This window comes from Sphingobacterium lumbrici, from assembly GCF_006476045.1.
Classification (GTDB): Bacteria; Bacteroidota; Bacteroidia; order Sphingobacteriales; family Sphingobacteriaceae; genus Sphingobacterium; species Sphingobacterium lumbrici.
Map to the genome: position 1 here is coordinate 13,663 of NZ_SRZY01000031.1, position 19,160 is coordinate 32,822.

The 19,160-nt window shown below is 40.3% G+C and carries 10 protein-coding genes; all 10 read left to right on the forward strand.

Going from position 1 to position 19,160, the window contains the following annotated elements:
- The first annotated feature begins 11 nt into the window (after positions 1–11).
- Positions 12–1,937, forward strand: a complete 1,926-nt coding sequence (locus E4F24_RS12430) for a RagB/SusD family nutrient uptake outer membrane protein (RefSeq protein ID WP_140939274.1) — start codon at positions 12–14, stop codon at positions 1,935–1,937.
- A gap of 80 nt (positions 1,938–2,017) precedes the next feature.
- The gene (locus tag E4F24_RS12435) at positions 2,018–3,478 is read left to right on the forward strand and encodes a sulfatase family protein (protein ID WP_140939276.1); all 1,461 of its coding nucleotides are present in this window, start codon (positions 2,018–2,020) and stop codon (positions 3,476–3,478) included.
- Between the two features lie 392 nt (positions 3,479–3,870).
- Positions 3,871–5,409, forward strand: coding sequence for a sulfatase family protein (locus tag E4F24_RS12440; RefSeq protein WP_140939278.1), 1,539 nt, complete (start codon positions 3,871–3,873; stop codon positions 5,407–5,409).
- A gap of 124 nt (positions 5,410–5,533) precedes the next feature.
- A complete protein-coding gene (locus E4F24_RS12445; RefSeq protein WP_140939280.1) occupies positions 5,534–7,165 on the forward strand; it encodes a tetratricopeptide repeat protein in 1,632 nt (543 codons plus the stop codon).
- Positions 7,166–7,478: 313 nt separating this feature from the next.
- Complete coding sequence (locus E4F24_RS12450; RefSeq protein ID WP_181182480.1) at positions 7,479–10,586, forward strand: TonB-dependent receptor plug domain-containing protein; 3,108 nt, start codon at positions 7,479–7,481, stop codon at positions 10,584–10,586.
- Between the two features lie 10 nt (positions 10,587–10,596).
- Positions 10,597–11,946 (forward strand): RagB/SusD family nutrient uptake outer membrane protein, encoded by a 1,350-nt coding sequence (locus tag E4F24_RS12455; protein WP_181182481.1) that lies wholly within the window; start codon positions 10,597–10,599, stop codon positions 11,944–11,946.
- A 34-nt stretch (positions 11,947–11,980) separates the two neighbouring features.
- Entirely contained in the window at positions 11,981–15,166 is a 3,186-nt protein-coding gene (locus E4F24_RS12460) for a SusC/RagA family TonB-linked outer membrane protein (RefSeq protein WP_140939287.1), read from the forward strand.
- A 3-nt stretch (positions 15,167–15,169) separates the two neighbouring features.
- Positions 15,170–16,660, forward strand: coding sequence for a RagB/SusD family nutrient uptake outer membrane protein (locus tag E4F24_RS12465; protein WP_140939289.1), 1,491 nt, complete (start codon positions 15,170–15,172; stop codon positions 16,658–16,660).
- 18 nt (positions 16,661–16,678) lie between these two features.
- On the forward strand, positions 16,679–17,473 hold the full coding sequence (locus E4F24_RS12470) for a DUF4843 domain-containing protein (RefSeq protein WP_140939291.1): 795 nt from the start codon (positions 16,679–16,681) through the stop codon (positions 17,471–17,473).
- A gap of 28 nt (positions 17,474–17,501) precedes the next feature.
- Positions 17,502–19,157 carry a PKD-like family lipoprotein gene (locus E4F24_RS12475; RefSeq protein WP_181182482.1) on the forward strand — a complete coding sequence of 552 codons (1,656 nt, stop codon included), beginning with the start codon at positions 17,502–17,504 and terminating at the stop codon, positions 19,155–19,157.
- Positions 19,158–19,160 lie beyond the last annotated feature (3 nt).

Here is a 19,160-nt window from a genome sequence, read left to right on the forward strand (position 1 = left end):
AAAAATATACAATGAAACTATATATAGCAATTCTATCTGCATTTACAATCTGTTTATCAGCTTGTAATGATGATTTTTTAGACCGTAAGCCAGTCGATCAACTTACTGATGCGACAGCATTTATCACTTACGAAAATTTTAAGACCTATAGTTGGGGGCTTTATGATTATTTTGGCGGCTATGGTGGAGGTACTGTACAGTATCCGCCATATTTCACCAGTCAAGAATATAATTCTGACAACTTCTCCCAAACTATTACAAACGGGCAATCCAATTATGCTACAGGAAATAAGGTAATAACAGCAGCTGCAGGAGGAAACTCAAGCATGTTGGTGATTTCCGGCTGGAATTTTGGTTATGTACGTCGTGTTAACGTGATGTTGGAACATGTCGATAATTCTGGTATGGACGAAAAAGATAAAGAGCATTGGCGTAGTGTAGGGTTGTTTTTCCGTGCGTTACGTTATTACGATTTGATTGCAGCATTTGGTAATGTTCCATGGATAGAGCGTACGCTTAATATCAACGATACCACAGCATTATTCGCAGAGCAGACTGACCGAACTGTGGTGGCCAATAATATACTGCGTGATTTAGAATGGGCCGAAAGCCATATCAAACCAGCGGGTGATGGCGTAAATACAGTCAATGTGCATGTGGTTCGAGCCTTATTATCGAGATTTGGCTTATTTGAAGGAACCTGGAGAAAATATCACAATTTGCCGGATGCAAATAAATTTCTGACAGCCAGTGTTACTTATTCTCAAAAGTTATTAGCGAGTTTCCCTGCTATTATGCCTAACTACGATGATGTATACAATAGTGAGGACTTAGTGGGTAAGCCGGGGATTATTTTATGTAAGCAATATGTAGCTAATACAAACATTAATAATAATAACGCTAGTATCAATCCGGCGATAACACGTTTCACAGCTAGTACAAACTGGCCTGCCGGTGTACCAAAAGGAGCTGTTGAAAGTTTCTTATGTACAGATGGTAAGCCTATTTCAACAAGTGCAGTTTATGAAGGAGATGAGACCATGTATGACGCGTTCAAGAATAGGGACAGGAGGTTATACCTGAATATCATTCCTCCTTATCGTGTAAGAATCAAGAATCCTGCTCAAATTAACGCTCCGGGTGCTTCTGACGGACTGTGGGAAAAGGATGTGAATCCGGATTTTGGATATTACATAGACCTGATGAAGGCTCTTCCGGGGAATGTCAACAAAACACTTCCGGTATTCGCGCAATCAAGAGATATGAAATCAGGTAATGTCATACCTAATGTTCCTCACTTTTCGGCTTTTAACAGAAGCTTGAGTAATTGGTATGTTGCGCCCCAACAGAATGTTGCAGTCCCACAGATGGTTAGTCAGTTAGGGTACTATTTTTGGAAGTTTTATAACAGACATCCTCAAGATGTAGCTACTAACAATACACAGGATTGCCCATTATTCCGCATAGAAGAAGTTATGCTGAATTATGCGGAAGCATCTTATGAGCTAGGGACTTTTAATCAAAGTGTGGCTGACCAGACTATTAATAAGTTACGGGTACGGGCAAATGTTGCTGCTATGGTGGTGGCAAATATCAATGCTGGTTTTGACACTCAGCGTGATCAGACTGTTGATCCTGTGCTTTGGGAAATCAGGAGAGAAAGAAGGGTAGAATTATTTGGTGATGGTTTTAGGTTTAATGATCTAAAAAGATGGAAAAAAGGAACCTATTTCAATCAATATGCTTTAGGTGTTAAAATTGATAAGGCCGATTACGGAAATGTTGCTGGTATAGAGATTGATGGAGGAGGAACAGTCGGCTATGTGAAGTATTTTAATGCTACAAATGGTTGGTTAGACAGATATTATTTAGAACCGGTTCCGGTACAAGAAAGAGTAATCAATCCTAAACTGAAACAAAATCCAGATTGGGAATAAAAAAAGAAAAAATGGCCTGTTGGATTGGTGTTTGTACCGTCAAACAGGTCATTTTTTTATACTACAAAGTAGCAATTAGAATGTTCAGACAATTTTATTTATGTGGCCTAATCGGCCTGCTAATGTATGGAGGCTCTTTATGGGCACAGAAGGCTAACAAGCCCAATTTTATTATTATATTGATGGATGATATGGGTTATGGCGATCCCGAATGTTATTCGGGCATTGAATATAAGACTCCCAATATCAATAAATTGGCAGCAGAAGGCATGCGTTTTACCAATTTTTACGCGGCACAGGCTACCTGTAGTGCTTCCCGTGCGGCTTTGCTCACGGGTAGTTATCCCAATAGGGTTGGAATTCATGGGGCACTATTTCCATGGGCAGAGATTGCGTTAAATCCCGAAGAGGCAACGATCGCCTCTACCTTAAAGCAGGTAGGGTATAAGACCGCAATGGTAGGTAAGTGGCATTTGGGAGCCAAAGCACCACACTTACCATTAAGTTACGGTTTTGATTCCTATTTCGGTCTGCCCTATTCTAACGATATGTGGCCTGTAGACTATGATGGTACACCGGCAACAGATCCTAAAAAGCCACAGAGTAAGTATCCCCCTTTGCCGTTGATCGAAGGGAATGAGCCGATACGTTACATCGAAACGTTAGCACATCAGGGAGAACTGACCGGGCTGTATACCGAGAGAGCCATTCAGTTTATTGAGCAAAATAAGAAAGCACCCTTCTTTTTATATTTGGCTCAACCGATGGTCCACGTGCCGATATATGCTTCACCAAAGTTCTTGGGGAAGAGCGGTAAAGGACTGTTTGCAGATGTTATGATGGAAGTGGACTGGTCTATAGGAGAAATCATGAAAGCGTTAAAGAAAAACGGTCTGGAAAAGAATACCGTGGTTGTGTTTACATCGGATAACGGACCTTGGTTAACTTTTGGCGAACATGCCGGTAATACGGGGGGATTGCGTGAGGGTAAAGGTTCGACCTGGGAAGGAGGACAGCGAGTGCCAAGTATTATCAGGTGGAAAGGAACCATTCCTGCAGGGACGGTATGCAACAACCTTTCTTCGACTATTGATCTATTGCCGACCATAGCTAAGCTTTCAGGAGCCCCTTTGCCCAAAGAAAAAATAGATGGTGTTGATATTACGCCCTTATTATTCATGGAACCAAATGCCAATCCACGAGACGAATTTGTGTATTATTATGGTGTCAATAATCTCGAAGCGATCCGAAAGGGTAAGTGGAAACTGGTATTCCCGCACCGTGGACAGACTTACAAAACGTACACACATGGCAAAGATGGCCAACGGGGTGGTTATGCTGATGTACCGGTCCCTTTAGCCCTTTACAATCTATCCACAGATCCGGGCGAAACCCAAGATGTAAAGGAATCGTTTCCAGAAGTAGTAGAACAGCTTACTCAAGCAGCGAATCGTTACAGGGAGACCTTAGGTGATGACCTTACCAAATCGCCGGGAACAGAAAGGAGAAAGGCAGCTGTTGTAAATAAAGAATCTAAATAGATGAATTGAAAAGCCATAAGTCTATAGCCTTTAGGCTAGATCATTTATTGTATAAAAAGCCACTTTGGAATAGACAGAAGTGGCTTTTTTAAGCAATCATCAAAATAGTCAATATAGTGTCAGTATTGGTAGATTTTGAGGAGGTTTGGTCGAGGATAGGTGGCTAATTTGGAGTTATGAACTAAAGTAGTGATAGCCTAGAAGAACGCTTGGATTAATGATGCCTAATTATTCTTTGTACGTAACCAAATGGTAATAGAAACCATAATTTAATTCAGTCTAAAATATATCAGTGCCAGTTATTTACAAATTAAAACTAATACAATGAATAAAATTCAATAGTAAAAGTTTCCTTAGGCTTAGGGAGATCTAATAAAAAAAAGTATAAGAATATGTATAGAAAATTAAATTTGATACTGTGTGCCTCAGTTCTCTTGTTTGGACAAGCACAAGCCCAGAAGAAACCTAAATCAACGAAGCCGAATATTCTGATTATCATATCTGACGATCATGCTTTTCAGACAATAGGTGCTTATGGCTCATCATTGATGCCTACCCCCGGGATAGATAGACTAGCGAAGGAGGGCGCTGTTATGCAGAATGCCTTTGTATCCAATTCTATCTGTGGGCCGAGTAGAGCATGTCTGTTGACCGGAAAGCACAGTGCGGCTAATGGTTTTAAGGATAACCACAGTAAATTTGATGCCAGCCAGGATATCTTTGTTCGACGGCTACAAGGAGTAGGGTATCAAACAGCGTGGATAGGGAAGTGGCATCTTGAGACGGAACCACAAGGTTTGGATTATTGGGAGATATTACCCGGACAGGGGCATTATTACAATCCTGATTTTCTCCAGATGGATGGAAGTTCTAAACGCAAAGAGGGATATGTAACAGACCTGACGACACAAGCAGCTGAAGAATGGTTGGAGACACGGAATGAAGACAAACCTTTCTGTCTAATCGTAGGGCATAAAGCCACCCATAGGGTGTGGATGCCGGATTTGCAGGATCTGGGAGGGTTTGATACGACAACTTTTCCGCTTCCGTCCAATTTTTACGATAATTATGAAAACAGATATGCAGCTTCGCAACAGGATATGAGTATTGAGAAAACCTTACGTTTAGGATATGACCTGAAGGTAATGCAGGATCTGGATCGTGGAAGAGAGAACTACACACGTATGAATGCAGAGCAGAAGCGGGTGTACGATCGGTATTACCAGACCGTTGAAAAAGACTTTATATCTAAAAATCTATCCGGAAAGGAGTTGACTGAGTGGAAATACCAGCGCTATATGCGGGATTATTTGAGTACAGCCGCTTCCTTAGACCGCAATATCGGAGGGCTTCTGAATTACATGGATAAAAAGGGGTTGACTGACAACACTTTAGTTATTTATCTTTCTGATCAGGGGTTCTATATGGGAGAACACGGTTGGTTTGATAAGCGGTTTATGTACGAAGAATCGCTGAAGACACCTATGCTAGTTCGCTATCCCGGCGTGATCAAACCCGGCACTGTGCACCATGAAATGGTGATGAATATTGATATAGCACCTACAGCCTTAGAACTGGCAGGATTAACCCCTTCCAAGGAAATACAGGGTAAATCGATGCTTCCTCTTTTTAAAGGAATAGAAAAGAAATCCCGGGATGCGGTTTACTACCATTATTTTGAATTTGGAGAGCATAATGTGATACCACATTTTGGGATTCGAACAGATCGATATAAGCTAATTCGATTTTATCGTGGTGCAGACAAATGGGAGCTTTATGATCTGGAGAAAGATCAAAAGGAAATGAAGAACCTGATTGATGCACCTGGCTATGCCGAGATACAGGCTACATTGGTAAAAAAACTTAAAGAACTAACTGTAAGGTTTAAGGATGTTGAAGCAGAAATGATCCTTGATCAGGAGGGAATTTAAATGAATTTCAATGCCGTTTTTTTTATCGTATAGCAATGATGTTGTTTTTTCTGTAATTTTGGACAGTTTTGTAAAGGAGCTAATTGTTTAAATAACTCTTATAGCTTTCATTTAACAGTATAACATGTTATTGTTGAGATTTGGGATTATAGTTGTTGCGATTGTCGGTACTTGTATTTGTCAGATGGTTTATGCCGATTCTGCAGATACGATTTTGGATACTTTGAAAGCACGATTGTATAAAGCAGGGACAAAAAAAGAAAGAGCGGAAATTACACTTGAGCTATCTCGCTTTACGAGTAAATCGGATGCAAAAGCGGGGTTAGAATATGCGGAGCAATTTATAAAATTGGCGCATGAGATTGATTCCGATAGTTTGATAAATAGAGCATTATTAAACCTTGCTGTAACGAATCTTACTATCGGAAACTATCCTCGGTCTTTGGATTTTTATCAACAGGTGATAAAAAGTAATAGTGTGGACTCTAGTACACTGTTGCTCGCTTATAATGGAATTGGTATTATTAATTACTATCAAAGAGATTATAAAAATGCATTGGTAGCATATACTAAGGCTCTTTCATTTGCAGCTAGCATAGACCAGAAAAAACTAAAGCAAAATCTGCTCAATAATTTGGGTATCCTCTATGAGGAAATGAAAGATTATGAAAAGTCTGGTCATTATTATAGTGAATCCTTGAGTTTGTCCAGACAAGCTTTGGATGAAGTTGCTATTGCAAATGTACTGTCAAATCAAGGAAGGTTGTATCATAAGCAAGGCAAGGATGATTTAGCACTTCAATACTATCAAGAGGCGTTAAAGAGTCGTCAGGATCGCAATGATGAAAATGGTATGGCATTATCCTATGATGGACTCGGCGAGTTCTATTTTGATTTAAAGAACTACACTGTTGCGGAAGGATATTTGAAACAGGCAATCAAAATGGCGCAGCGTACAGGGGATTTATTGACCATAAGGCGTTCATCTTCGCACTTGTATAAAATATATCAGAAACAGGAAAAGTATAAATTAGCTTTTGAAACACTAGCCCTGAATAAACGGGTGGGCGATAGTTTGTTTAATGACGAAAGAGCTGCTAAAATAACCCAACTAAAGGCAGAATTTGAGTTCGAACGTAAGCATAGTGAAGAAAGGGCTAGGCAAAGAGAAAAGGAGTTAACTTATCTTTTTGTTGGAGTTGGTCTTCTTCTTTCGTTGATTATTGTAAGTCTTTTATTTTATCTGCAACGTAATAAGGTGAAAAGCTCATTATTAGAGCAAGCTCATTTGAAACTTGAAAAGGAAAGCTTGGAGAAGGATATTCAAATGAAGGACAAGGAACTCACAACAAGTACAATTCATCTGATGCAAAAGAATGAATTGATTGATGATATATCGGATAAACTGCTTAAAATGAAGACTCAGTTAGATGAGGATTCTAAGTTTGCTATACAGAAAGTTGTAACAGATTTGCAATCAAATTTAAGGCCTGAGCTCTTAAAGGAGTTTGAGTTTCGGTTTCAACAGGTTCACGAGAATTTTTATGATGTTTTGAATGAAAGGTTTCCTAACCTGACTCCGAGTGAACGTAAGCTGTGTGCATTTTTAAAATTGGGTATGACAACTAAGGAAATTTCGTCTATCACCTACCAAAACATTAAATCTATCGAAATAGCGCGAACCCGCTTACGGAAGAAACTAAATTTAACCAATCAGGATTACAATTTGGTGACCTTCTTATCTCAGCTATCTTAAACATTTTTTTTTGCTCTATCTTCTAGTCGAATTAAAAAAACGAAGGGTAGATTTTTCATTGTAGTAGCGTTTTCTGCTCAAAAAAAGCACATTGTAATGGTTTTGTAGTGGTGTTTTTTTTTGATTTTAGCAATACTTTATGGATATTTGCTCTTGTTAGTGTTAGTTAATAGCAGCTAATTTTCTAATCAATTATAAAAGAAACTTGTGTAATACACATGGTATTTGAATGACTTGAAGGGATTGTATTTCAATTTTGAAGAGAAAGTTCGACTAAAAAAAGTTAACATTATTATTAGCTTAAATGATTTCAATGAAAGGTAAGTTATGTTATTTATGGGGTATGATTGGCGCCTGTTGGATGGTGCCACACCTAGGATTTTCTGCTCCTTTAACGCAGGAGACTATTGTTGTTGCGGATACCGCAAAGCAAACCCGTATGGTGGAGATAATTGTCAAGGATTGGAGTAGTTCTAAGCCACTGGATAGTGTTTGGGTTACCATGGGCAAAGAGTCTAAATTTACAGAAAATGGCAGGGTAAAGTTTGAAAATAACCCAGGTACGTCTATTGTACTGTCCAAACCGGGGTATAATCGAATAGGTCAAACTATTTCGTCAACATCATTAACCGTAAAGATGTTGAAAACAGAAGAATTATTAGGGAGTTTTTCAACTGATTTTTCCGGGGCTGTAACGAAGGTGTCTGGTGATGCAATTCGTAACGTAAGTGTAAGGAGTCTTGTCGATGGGCTGGGGGTTTATGTCCCTTCGTTGTTAATTCATGCGGAAAGAAAGCACGGAAATGACCCCAATCATTTGGCTCAGGTTAGGTTGCGTGGGATAAGTAATTTTCCTTTTTCTGCTGATGGGCTCAATAAGAATATATCAATGGGACTTCAGGTCAATCCTTCAGAAGGAGATTATCGGGCAGCACATGTGATGTCTACAGGTAGTCCGACATTTTTGTTAGATGGTGTACAGGTATCCCTTCAAGTGGTTCAGGATCTGGATATCAACCGGGTTGAAAGTGTTTCCATCTTAAAAGACGCATTAGCTACTTCGAGCTATGGAATGCGAGGGGGAAATGGGGTTATTGCAATTAAAACAATAAGACCACAAGGGAGATTTCAAGTCTCATTTTCAGAACAACTGCAGGTGGTTACTGCTGATCTGAGTTCTTTTAAAAGACTTTCGGCGAAAGAAAAATTAGAAATCGAGAAGGCTTCAGGTCTATTTGATGGAGATCTAAGCGCAGTGTATCAGAGTCGTTATAATCAGGCTCATACCAATAATATAAATACAGATTGGTTGGCTGTCCCTCTGCGGAATGGAGTGGGATCAAAGCATACGCTTGGTCTGAGTGCCGGAAATGATGATATCGTCTACGGATTGAATGCATCATATAACGATATCGCGGGGACAATGAAAGGGTCTCACCGAAAAATATTGGATTTAGGTGCTTTTTTTGGAGGGCGTATCGGAAGTTTGACTTTTAATAACCAATTTTCGTATTTGGGTATGAATGCAGCAAACTCTCCTTACGGTGCTTTTAATGATTATTTGCAAATGAATCCCTATTGGGAAGCGATAGACCCTTATACAGGGAAGTTTCAGAAAATGGTAGAAGAATATACGTTGAATGACAAAGACGTATTCTTCAAGAACCCAGCCTTTAATGCGTTATTATCCACCACGGATGAAAATAAGTATGCGCGTTTTAGTAATCTGACCAATCTGAATTGGATATTTGGACATGGTTTCCAGTTGAATGGGATGGTCTCGCTCACAAAGCAATCCGATGAAAAGAATTATTTTCTGCCACCCAATCATACTCTGTTTGCTGATATAAGTCCTGATAATTTATTCAAGAGAGGTATGTATCAGTATACATCCAATTCTTTTTGGGATGTTCAGGGTGGAGTACGTTTACAGTATCAGAATAGAATTGGGAAACACCAGCTTTCTGCAAATTTAGGACAGTTGATAACACAGACTTCCAGTGCATCAGAAGCGGTAGAAGTTAGTGGTTTTGCTGTAGATCGACTGGCTGAGATTTCGTTTGGTGCAGGATACTCTGTTCCAAAGCCTATTAGTGGTAAGATTGTAACACGATACGCATCTTCCTTTGCCAATCTGGGATACAGCTATGATAAGCGCTATCAGTTGGATGTGTCGGCTTCTCTAGACTATTACTCCGGGTTAAATAATTCGTCAACCTTCGGCGCGGCAGGTGCTACATGGAATATCCACCAGGAGTCATTTATGAAGCCTATAGACTGGATCAACGCATTGCGAGTTAGGGGAAGTGTCGGTACATCAAGTAATCAGGACTTTCTATCCTACCTTAATCGAACTGTTTATAGGTACTATACCGATCGGCAATATGTCCCGGCAGGAAGTGGTATAAGTACAATCGGTAGAGGCTTAGGTACTTATGTTATTGCACAAGGAAATAAGTACTTAAAGACACCAAAGACCCTAAAGCAAGATATTGCTGTGGATGCTACTTTGTTTAATAATCGTCTTTCGGTGTACATGAATGCGTTCCGCCAAGAGAACCAAGATATGCTCTTACCACTTAGTTCTTTGTCATCTACCGGATATCAAGATTTTGCGCATTATACCAATTATGGTAAGATAGAAACTAAAGGTGTTGAATTCGGGTTGGTCGCACGGGCTTTGGAATTAAAAAATAACCTTAAGTTAAACATTATCGCCAATGGTTATAGTGGGACAGATAAAATTGTAGAAATAGGGCCTTATTTGAGTCAATTGAATACCTATCACAATACGGAAGCTTTACAAGATGTGCCTCAGCCACAATATGTTGTTGGCTATTCTCCACTGGCATTATGGGCCGTTCCATCCAAAGGGATTAACGCTCAGACGGGGGAAGAGCTGTTTCAGAAAAAGGATGGAAGTACAACTACTGTTTGGAGCGCCGAAGATAAAGTCTTTGCCGGAAATCTCTCACCAAAATGGATTGGAACATTCGGAGTGGATATGACTTTCCGACAGTTTTCATTTGCGACATTTTTTACAATGGAACATGGTGCTATGGCCTATAATGAGACAATGGCTGCTATAGAAAATACTGATGTCAATACACATTTTGACGGGCGGGTAAAGGATGCAAAGCGATGGACACCAGGAATGGTCGACGCAATGTATAAAGGATTGTTCCAGTCGCCAACATATATGACGAGTAGATTAGTTGAAAAGGATAACAGATTACAGTGTTCTACGATTTCCTTGGGTTATGAGCTTCCTAAAAATCTTGTGGAAAAATGGAAAGCACAGCGTTTGGGAATCAAAGTAATGGTCAACAATGCTTTTGAAGTTTTTGGGGCAGATATGCAACGTGGCACATTTTATCCTTTCCAACGTCAATATTCGTTACTCATTAATGCAACTTTTTAAAACCGGGATTATGCGATTAATAGGAAATAAAATAATAGTTATTGCAGGGATAATGGTGACGTTGGGGGTAAGTGCCTGCAAAAAATGGGTCGACGATGCGCCACAACCACTTGCTGTTGATGAATCGTCTATTTTCTCCACAGAGAACGGATTTCGGGAGGCGTTGAACGGGGTGTATATACACATGGGGGATGAAAGTCTTTACGGTAAAGAATTGACCATAGGTATATTGTCTCTTGCCGGTCGAAATTATGATAGCGTATCAATGGCTAAATCAGGTACGCTGTATTACAATGCAGCCACTTTGAATCTTACACATCCATCTGTAAAGTCTCATTCGGCTCAGATATGGAATAAAATGTATAGTGCTGTGGGCAATCTGAATAATCTTATTGAGAATCTGGAAAAAGGAAAATCTGTTCTTTCAGAAAGGAGATACCAAGATTTTAAAGGAGAAGCTTTGGCGATACGCGCATATTTGCATTTTGATCTTTTGCGGATGTTCTCCACCAATCAATTGCAGGATAATGGGATACCTTATGTGTTAACGGTTGATTTTAATGCGACTGCATCTAAGACCGTAGGAGAGACTTTGGATAGGTGCATTACAGATTTGGTCGAAGCGGAGGGATTGTTGGATGGTCAAACATTGGAAACCTCCTGGTTTAACAAGTGGGCTGTAAAAGGTCTGTTGGCGAGAATCTATTTATATAAGGGAGATCTCTTAAATGCCAATAAATATGCCTTGGAGGTCATTAACAGCGAACAAATTGTGCTGTCATCGGGAACGCCTGCTGACCTCCTTTTTACAAAGGAGAGTTTATTCAAATTGTATATTTATGCTAACAATTATTATAATTCCTATCGGGAACTATTTGGGGCACCTAGGTTATTAGGACTTTCGGTTGCCAGTCAGAATGCATTGTATGTACCGACCACTGACTATAGACGAAATTTTATCGATGTGACTACAGGTAATATATTAGGGGTGCCGATTCTACCTAGAAAATTGACGGTAACGGCTTCCAACATCTTTCCGATGTTGAAATTGCCTGAGATGTATTACATTGCCGCTGAGTGTGCACCAGAGGTAAATGAAGGATTATCCTATATCAATTTGGTAAGGGCATCCAGAAATTTGCCGGCGCTTACTGCAGCAAATGTCCCGGACATGAATGCGCTTTCTGCCGAAATCAGGAACGAGTACCGCAAAGAATTTATTGCTGAAGGACAGATGTTTTTCTATTACAAACGTAAGCATACGCCTTTTAACTCTTTGCCTTTTTATTCGCCAACACCCATAGTGGGTAGTGTGCCCGTGGCAGATAATGCTACTTATGTTTTTGTAAGACCGGAATAGAGTGGTTAGGAAAATCAATTTCGACAACACGATTATGAAAAGTAAAAAATTAAACAAACATATGGGATGGAATATGAAATTCTCTTTGTTCATACTGTTCAATCTTTTGACGCTCTCACTTTTTGCCCAACGGATTACCCTTACAGGTACCGTAAAGGATGAATTGGGAAAGCCATTGGAGGGCGCTTATGTTATGGAGCTAAGTACAAGGAGTGGGACACTTACGAACAAAGAGGGAAATTATACCCTGGAAAATGTCCCTGTGGAAGCAACAGTGAGAGCGTCTTTTGTGGGGCGGCTTACGATAGAAAAGACGGCAAAGAAAGGTGAAACTATAGTCAATTTTTCTTTAAAGCAAAACTTGAATGTCATCAACGAGGTGACAGTCAATACGGGGCTCTATAAACGCCCGGTAGGTAATTTTACGGGTGCGGCAAAGACCTATACAGGCGAGGAGCTGAAGATGGTAAATCCAAGGAATGTTATTCAGGCTTTGGCTGTCGTCGATCCATCGGTGCGTTTGCTACAGAATAACGAGTTTGGTAGCGATCCCAATCGATTACCCAATATCCAGATTCGCGGAGCGAACAACCTTAGTCTTTCGCCGATGGGCACTTCGGAAGCTACGCCGGTATCCAATGGTGATATTATGGCCAGCTATTTGGCAAATCCAAATCAGCCCCTGATTATCTTGGACGGATTTGAAGCTACACTGCAGACTTTCTATGATATGGACATCAATCTTATTGAAAATGTCACCGTATTAAAAGATGCTGCTGCAACGGTAGCATATGGATCAAAGGCGGCCAATGGCGTAATCGTTGTCGATACTAAACAACCTGTAGCCGGAAAATTGAGGATTACTTATTCCATCAACGCGAGTGCTGAAGCACCTGATTTAACATCCTATAAAATGATGAATGCAGAGCAGTTCTTAGAAGCACAACGTTTAGCAGGAATCTACAATGACCCCAATAATCAGTATATTGATATCGCTAGCCAACAATGGTATGATTATCGATTGAGTCAGGTTAAGAGTGGAGTAAATACCTACTGGCTCTCGCAACCGGTTCAAATCGGCTATGGACTCAATCATAGTCTCTCCGCGCAAGGGGGATCAGGGGGGCTACGTTACTCTTTCGGACTGAATTACAACACATCTGAAGGGGTGATGAAGGATTCGGGCAGGGATCGTTATGCAATGAATTACAACTTTTCTTATGTCCTAAAGAATGTAAAACTGAGTAATACTATTTCTGTCGGCTATACCAAAGGAAACAATACTCCTTGGGGATCTTTTGATTCCTATGTCAGACAGTTACCTTATTTCAAAAATAGAGATGAAGCTGGAAACCTGATTAAGATTCTGGAACCCAATCAAAGTGAGTTAGGGATTGCTATATCGGCTCCGGGTGGAATATTTACCAATCCATCATACAATTCTACTTTAAATGTAAAGGACTTCTCTACAGTTTTGAGTTTGACTAACAATACGAATTTGGAATGGTCCTTAACAAACGACCTACGGGTTACAGGAAGCCTGGGATGGTCTTCTAATTCGCCTGGTTCAGAGGCATTTTATCCGGCGGATCATACGCGATTTGTTTCGAGTGTATTGGCGCTATTCCCAAATTTGGGCTACTATCAGAAAATGTCAGGAAAGAATAGTGCGATCAACGGACGGTTAAATCTTAGCTATCGTCTGGCGCTAGGAAAAAACACGATTCTTGCCAATTTAGGAGGCTCGTTTCAGAAGACAGAAAGCAATACGCTTGCTTTAGGTGTTTACGGTATACCGAATGATGATATGGGCGAAATGGGGCTGGCAAATGGGTTTGACTACCAAACCATAAAGCCGCGTTCGCAAAATAACCAAACCAAAAATATCTCCAACTTTTTGAGTGTAAGTTATAATTATGATAACCGATATACAGCAGAATTTACAGTCAATCAAAGTGGTTCTTCCCAGTTTGGTTCCAATAGCAGATTTGCACCTTTCTATGCAGGAGGGGTGGCCTGGAATATCAACAACGAAAAGTTCTTTAAGGAAAATGGTATTATCCAAACTGCCAAGTTGAATGCAACAATTGGTATTACGGGAAATCAAAACTTTTCTTCGGATATGACACAGCAGATTTATCAGTATAACTTAATGAACAATTATAGGCTGATGTTGGGAGCTGTGACAGCAGCCTACGCGAATCCGAACCTAAGATGGCAGCAGACGTTGAAAACTAATGTTGGTTTGAACTTAGGGTTGTTTAAAGGCAGGCTTAATGCTTCTGTCGATTTCTTTAGGGAAACTACAGATAATCTGATTCTGCCGTTGGATCTGGCACTTTCTACAGGATTTGAAAGCTATAGAGACAATTTGGGTGCTACTAAAAACCAAGGTTTTGAATTTGGCTTGTCGGCTCCGGTCATAAAAGATGCACAGCGCAATATTTTCTGGACTATAGGGTTCAATGCTGGTCACTATACCAATACCATTACAAGACTTTCACCAGCTATTCAAGCCATTAATGATGCGTACAACAAATCTGTACCGGATACTGATGCGTTGAATTCCAGGTATCAGACGAAGCCACTACCTCGTTTTGAGGTAGGACAATCCATGACCCGCCTATGGGCTGTACAGTCTTTGGGTATTGATCCTGCTACGGGAAAAGAGGTGTTTCTTAAATTGGACGGTAGTCGAACTTTCATTTGGGATGCTATGGACAAACGCCCGATAGCGGACGCCACTGCAAAGCTTAAAGGCGCCTTTAACTCGAATTTCAATTACAAAAACTTTGTGTTGAATTTCATTTTTAGTTATCAATATGGAGGATATATGTATAATCAGACATTGGTAGATCGTGTAGAGAACATTGATCTGCGATTCGGTAATGCAGACCTTCGCGTGCTGACAGAGCGTTGGAAGCAGCCTGGTGACCAATCGTCCTTTAAGGCACTGGTTGCTAACGGAGCGACCGGATTACAACAGACGAATGTCACTTCCAGATTTGTTCAAAAAGATAACTTTTTGGAGCTGGCGAGTTTAACAATTGGATATAATGTGCCCGGACATCTTAGATGGGTGAAAGCTGCTCGATTGTCTGCACCACGCATCATGATAACGCAAAACAATTTGGTTCGTTTTGCAACTATAAAAACAGAACGGGGAACTGCTTATCCCTTTTCAAGGAGTTTTAATTTCGGTTTATCCACAAATTTTTAAAATATGTTTTATCAACTTTCAAAATTGGATAATATGTGGTTCAAATGCTTAAAAAGTGTAGTCTTGTTGTGCAGTGTCACGGTATTGGGAAGCTTGAGCAGCTGCGAAAAGTTTTTAGAAATGCCGGTTAGGGATAAAGTTCTACAGGAAAGTATGTTTACGGACGAACAGGGCTTTATGGATGCACTGACAGGTGTGTATTTGGCGATGGACAAACCCGCATCATCTGGCGGAATGGGCTTATATACCCATGATCTGAGTATGGGTATGTTGTCCGTTATGGCCAATAATTATTCTAATGCAGCAACCTCAGCGCTAGGAGACGGGCTTTATGCCAACAGTTTCCGGTATGATTATGAACAGAATAGGGTAAAGCAGGAGATCCGGTTTATCTGGAGTGGGCTATATAATAATATTGCCAACCTGAATAATTTACTCGCCTATATCGATCAAAAAGAAGATGTCTTTTCCAGAGACCACTATCATCGTGTGAAAGGAGAGGCTATTGCCTTGCGGGCGTTATTTCATTTTGATCTGGCGCGTATGTTTGGTCAATCTCCGGTAACCGGAATGGATGAACGGGCAATTCCTTATGTTCGTGTTTTCTCGGCCGAATCAACGCCTTTTGTCTCTTTACAGTCTGCATTGGATTCCTGTATTTCAGATCTCAATTCAGCAAAAGCTATTTTAGCGCAGACAGATACCACAGCCCTAAGCGAAGGGTCGTTAGTTTTATTTTCGGGCTATACCCAAAATCACATGAATTACTGGGCAACAAAGGCGCTCTTAGCAAGAGTGCATCTGTATAGAGGTAATTATAATCTGGCATTGAAGGAGGCCTTGGAAGTAATCGGTAGCAATAAATTTCCGCTATCGACAAGTAATGTTGCGGTTGCATCGGCGAACGTACGGGATCGTCTTTTTTCAAAGGAATTGCTTTTTTCACTCTATAGCACCAATACGGTTACCAATAGTGATGGATTATTTAATATGAGCGCGGGAAATCCCTTAATGTTAGCCTTAGCGAATAAGAATGCGCTGTATGGTACTGTAGCTCCGTTAGACTGGCGCTTGTCCTGGTTTGATAATAATGCCAGAAATATAAACGTGCCGTCTAAATATTTTCAAAATAGCAATCTTCCATATACTATGCAGAACATAGTACCGTTGTTGCGTATTACAGAGATGTACTATATAGTGGCCGAATGCAAGAATAACATGGGTGATTTGGAGGAGGGACTTGGCTATCTGAATGCAGTGCGGATGGCGCGGGGATTGAATCCTTTAACACTTTCGGCTGTACCCGATAATGTTGCGTTATCTAATGCAATAACGTTAGAATATAAAAAGGAATTTATTTATGAAGGACAGACTTTCTTTTATTACAAACGCTTGAATAAAGATTTAAAAGTAGAAAGCGGAACGACCGCTGTAGTGCCTAATAATGCCTATGTCTTTCCTATTCCAGACAAAGAAGGAGAGTATAATCCGTAAAAATAACAACAACGAATTATGAAAATAATAAATTACTATACGCTCACGTTTCTTATCAGCTTGCTTTTTTGTAGCTGCGAAGAAAAACCGACCTTGTTTAACGAGGATGATGCTATCTATTTTGGGACGGCGGATTCGGTCATGGCTTATTCCTTTGCGAAATATCCCCTAAGAGTAAAAGATACAATTTTTGTACCTGTGAATGTGTTAGGGAATGCTGTTTCTATTGACCGTTCCATTAAAGTTGAGGTCCTGAAAGCAAACGCCGGGGATGAGAATGCTGCCATAGAGGGGCATCATTTTGAGATTATTGGAGAACAGGCAAAGGTAGCAGCTCATACTGTGAATGGACAACTTCCGATAGTTGTATACCGGACACAGGATCTAGATGAAGGCAATGTTGTTAATTTTGCTATTCGTCTAAAGAGGGATAATGATTTTCCTGCAGAAGGGATTGGTAGAAATCAAAAGCTGACTATAAGTCTTGCCTACCTGCAAGAACCGGCATCTTGGGGTGAATTTACCGGGGCGATTACAGGTTTTTTTGCCGGATACAGTACTAATTTTGGCACCTGGAGCCCTACTAAATATAAGCTTATTCTGGATGCGCTATACGATCCGGAAACTGAAACGACAATAACGGAATTTCCCGGAAGTAGATTTGGTCCGCCCGTATTGTACAATCATTACGTAGCTATTGTACGTAACTATATCAAGGTTAACTATCCCGGCAATTACGGAGGCGCAGGTGCTGTATTGAATGATCCTGACTTTGAGAATAAGCCTATTCAAGTAGGACCTGCTAATTACTAAATAATAAGAGCTTGAAAACATGAAACAGATGAAAGTATTAATAAGCGGATTATTTTGGATGACAGGACTGCTGTTCATCTTAACGGGCTGCTTCAAGGACAAAGGAAATTACGATTATATTGAACCAAACGCTATAGAGATAACGACTGATATGGATGGGGTGGATCCAACGGAATTTATCACGGCGGATTCTATAGAGGTTCGTCAAAATAGTAACCTCAAAGTGAGGTTGAAGGTAAATGCTTCACAGGGAGACGTAAAGCAATTTACGTATCAGTGGTATGTTACACAATATACGCAGTCTAATGCCAACCCGCCTTACTATTTGATCGGTAATACAGCTGAGTTGGATACTAAAATCACCTTACCTGTTAATTTGTATAAACTGGTTGCAAAGGTAACCGATACAGGTAGTGGACTTTCTTTTTATAAGTATTTTGCATTAAATGTATCGGTGGCCGATTGGGGAGGTGAAGGTTGGGTTGTGTTACATGAAAGTGATGGTGGGTCTGATATTTCAGTCATCACGACTAGAGACGGTAGTATCAAAGGAAATGTGTATAACGATATCTATTCGTCTGTTAACGGGCATAAATTGCCTGTTGGAACGTATAAGGTCAATGTGATCAATTATGTAACAGCTTTAAGAGCGCAAAAAGTGTCCTTTTTATATCCTAACGGTGCTTTGCAGGTGCGTAGTTTTGACTTCGCGGACTCATTAAGGTCTGATGGCTGGTTTGCGGCTCTTTCTGGAAATACGAATTTTCAAAGCAATGGATCGGCTGGTGGTACAGGAGCCGGGTGGGAATATGTGATCGTGAATAATCGCATTGCCTATAGACAATTTGCTTCTGCTTTGCATGTAGCTAACCCGCCTCTTTTTTTTCCTCCCTACGAAGGTTTATCCATCGCTCCTTTTGTGATTAATGCGTCTGGTAGTGATAATTTTTATACGCTTTATGATAACGTGAACAGAGCATTCACACTATTCAATGCTTCTACTTCATTACATACCAATATAGCTAATAATTATAGTCCTCCTGTTGCGAATCTGGATCCGATTACAGGATCAGGCTTCGACATGAAGAATATAGGGGATAACTTAATCTACGCTGAAAATGCGGAACCAATTAATAAAGCCGCTAGTATCTATTGGAATTGCTTTTTTAGGAATGATGATGGAGACAAAACATACCTGATACAGTTTCCTCGCGCACTGACTTATGCGAATAACTTTATCGCCGGGCGTTATCAATTGAATGAAAGTAACTGTCCGGGTATTAATTCGGCAACATTATTTGCTAACCCTACTTTTATGTCTATGCCTGGAGGCGTATTTTACTATGTCAACGGGCATCAGATTTATTCTTGTAAGATAAATGCTTTGGCCGGTTCGGTGGCTCAACCGAACCTGACTTTTGCTCCGGGTACTATTATTAAAGCGATGAAGGTATTTAACTCCGGTTATACTATCGCCAATATTTCAGCTTTCAGCGTTCCTGAAGGTAGGGTTTTGGTTGTCGCGACCGATGAGAGCGCAAGTGGGAAGGGGCACAATATCTATTTCTTTAATATAGATACCCAATCGGGATTAATAAACGGAACTCCCGAATCGCCTGCAGACAGTTATACCGGATTTCAAAAAATTTCCGATATTGTATTTAAAAAGGCACTGGGCCGATAATTA

Bases quoted from the DNA above. Each gene is read 5' to 3' on its own strand.
- E4F24_RS12430 (WP_140939274.1), top strand. From the start codon at position 12: ATGAAACTATATATAGCAATTCTATCTGCATTTACAATCTGTTTATCA.
- E4F24_RS12435 (WP_140939276.1), top strand. From the start codon at position 2,018: ATGTTCAGACAATTTTATTTATGTGGCCTAATCGGCCTGCTAATGTAT.
- E4F24_RS12460 (WP_140939287.1), top strand. From the start codon at position 11,981: ATGAAAAGTAAAAAATTAAACAAACATATGGGATGGAATATGAAATTC.
- E4F24_RS12440 (WP_140939278.1), top strand. From the start codon at position 3,871: ATGTATAGAAAATTAAATTTGATACTGTGTGCCTCAGTTCTCTTGTTT.
- E4F24_RS12450 (WP_181182480.1), top strand. From the start codon at position 7,479: ATGAAAGGTAAGTTATGTTATTTATGGGGTATGATTGGCGCCTGTTGG.
- E4F24_RS12475 (WP_181182482.1), top strand. From the start codon at position 17,502: ATGAAAGTATTAATAAGCGGATTATTTTGGATGACAGGACTGCTGTTC.
- E4F24_RS12470 (WP_140939291.1), top strand. From the start codon at position 16,679: ATGAAAATAATAAATTACTATACGCTCACGTTTCTTATCAGCTTGCTT.
- E4F24_RS12445 (WP_140939280.1), top strand. From the start codon at position 5,534: ATGTTATTGTTGAGATTTGGGATTATAGTTGTTGCGATTGTCGGTACT.
- E4F24_RS12455 (WP_181182481.1), top strand. From the start codon at position 10,597: ATGCGATTAATAGGAAATAAAATAATAGTTATTGCAGGGATAATGGTG.
- E4F24_RS12465 (WP_140939289.1), top strand. From the start codon at position 15,170: ATGTTTTATCAACTTTCAAAATTGGATAATATGTGGTTCAAATGCTTA.